The organism is Neobacillus paridis, from assembly GCF_016765675.1.
Classification (GTDB): domain Bacteria; phylum Bacillota; class Bacilli; order Bacillales; family Cytobacillaceae; genus Neobacillus; species Neobacillus paridis.
Genome location: NZ_JAESWB010000298.1, coordinates 1 through 571 on the forward strand (window position 1 = coordinate 1; position 571 = coordinate 571).

1 protein-coding gene is annotated in these 571 nt (G+C 60.2%); it reads right to left on the bottom strand.

The window, feature by feature from the left end; translation table 11 throughout:
- On the bottom strand, positions 1 to 532 hold a 532-nt coding region (leuD, locus tag JK635_RS28930; RefSeq protein WP_202655513.1), incomplete at its 3' end, for a 3-isopropylmalate dehydratase small subunit.
- Positions 533 to 571: the final 39 nt, after the last annotated feature.

The window sequence follows — 571 nt, forward strand, 5'->3', positions numbered from 1 at the left end:
ACTTGCGGAAGGCGTCGATCTCGAACGGGAATACCGCGCTGCCATTGCTGGTGGCGACGGTCTGCTTTTCCAGGTCGACCACCAGCTTGTAGCCGGGGAATGCCTTGACTTCATTGAACAGCTGGTCGACCTGCGCTTCCGTCAGCGCAATCGGCAACAGGCCGTTCTTGTAGCAGTTGTTGAAGAAAATGTCGGCAAAACTCGGCGCGATCACGGCGCGGAAGCCGTACTGCTCCAGCGCCCAGGGCGCATGCTCGCGCGAGGAACCGCAGCCGAAATTCTTGCGCGCCAGCAGGATGGAGGCGCCCTGGTAACGCGGCTGGTTCAGCACGAAGTCCGGGTTCAGCGGACGCTTGCTGTTGTCCATGCCGGGTTCGCCATGATCCAGGTAACGCCATTCGTCGAACAGGTTGGGGCCGAAGCCGGTGCGCTTGATGGATTTCAGGAATTGCTTGGGAATGATGGCGTCGGTGTCGACGTTGGCGCGGTCCAGCGGCGCCACCAGGCCTTCGAGCAGGGTGAATTTGTTCATGGGGTTATCGCTTCCTATCCAGTTACAGTGCGCGGTTAC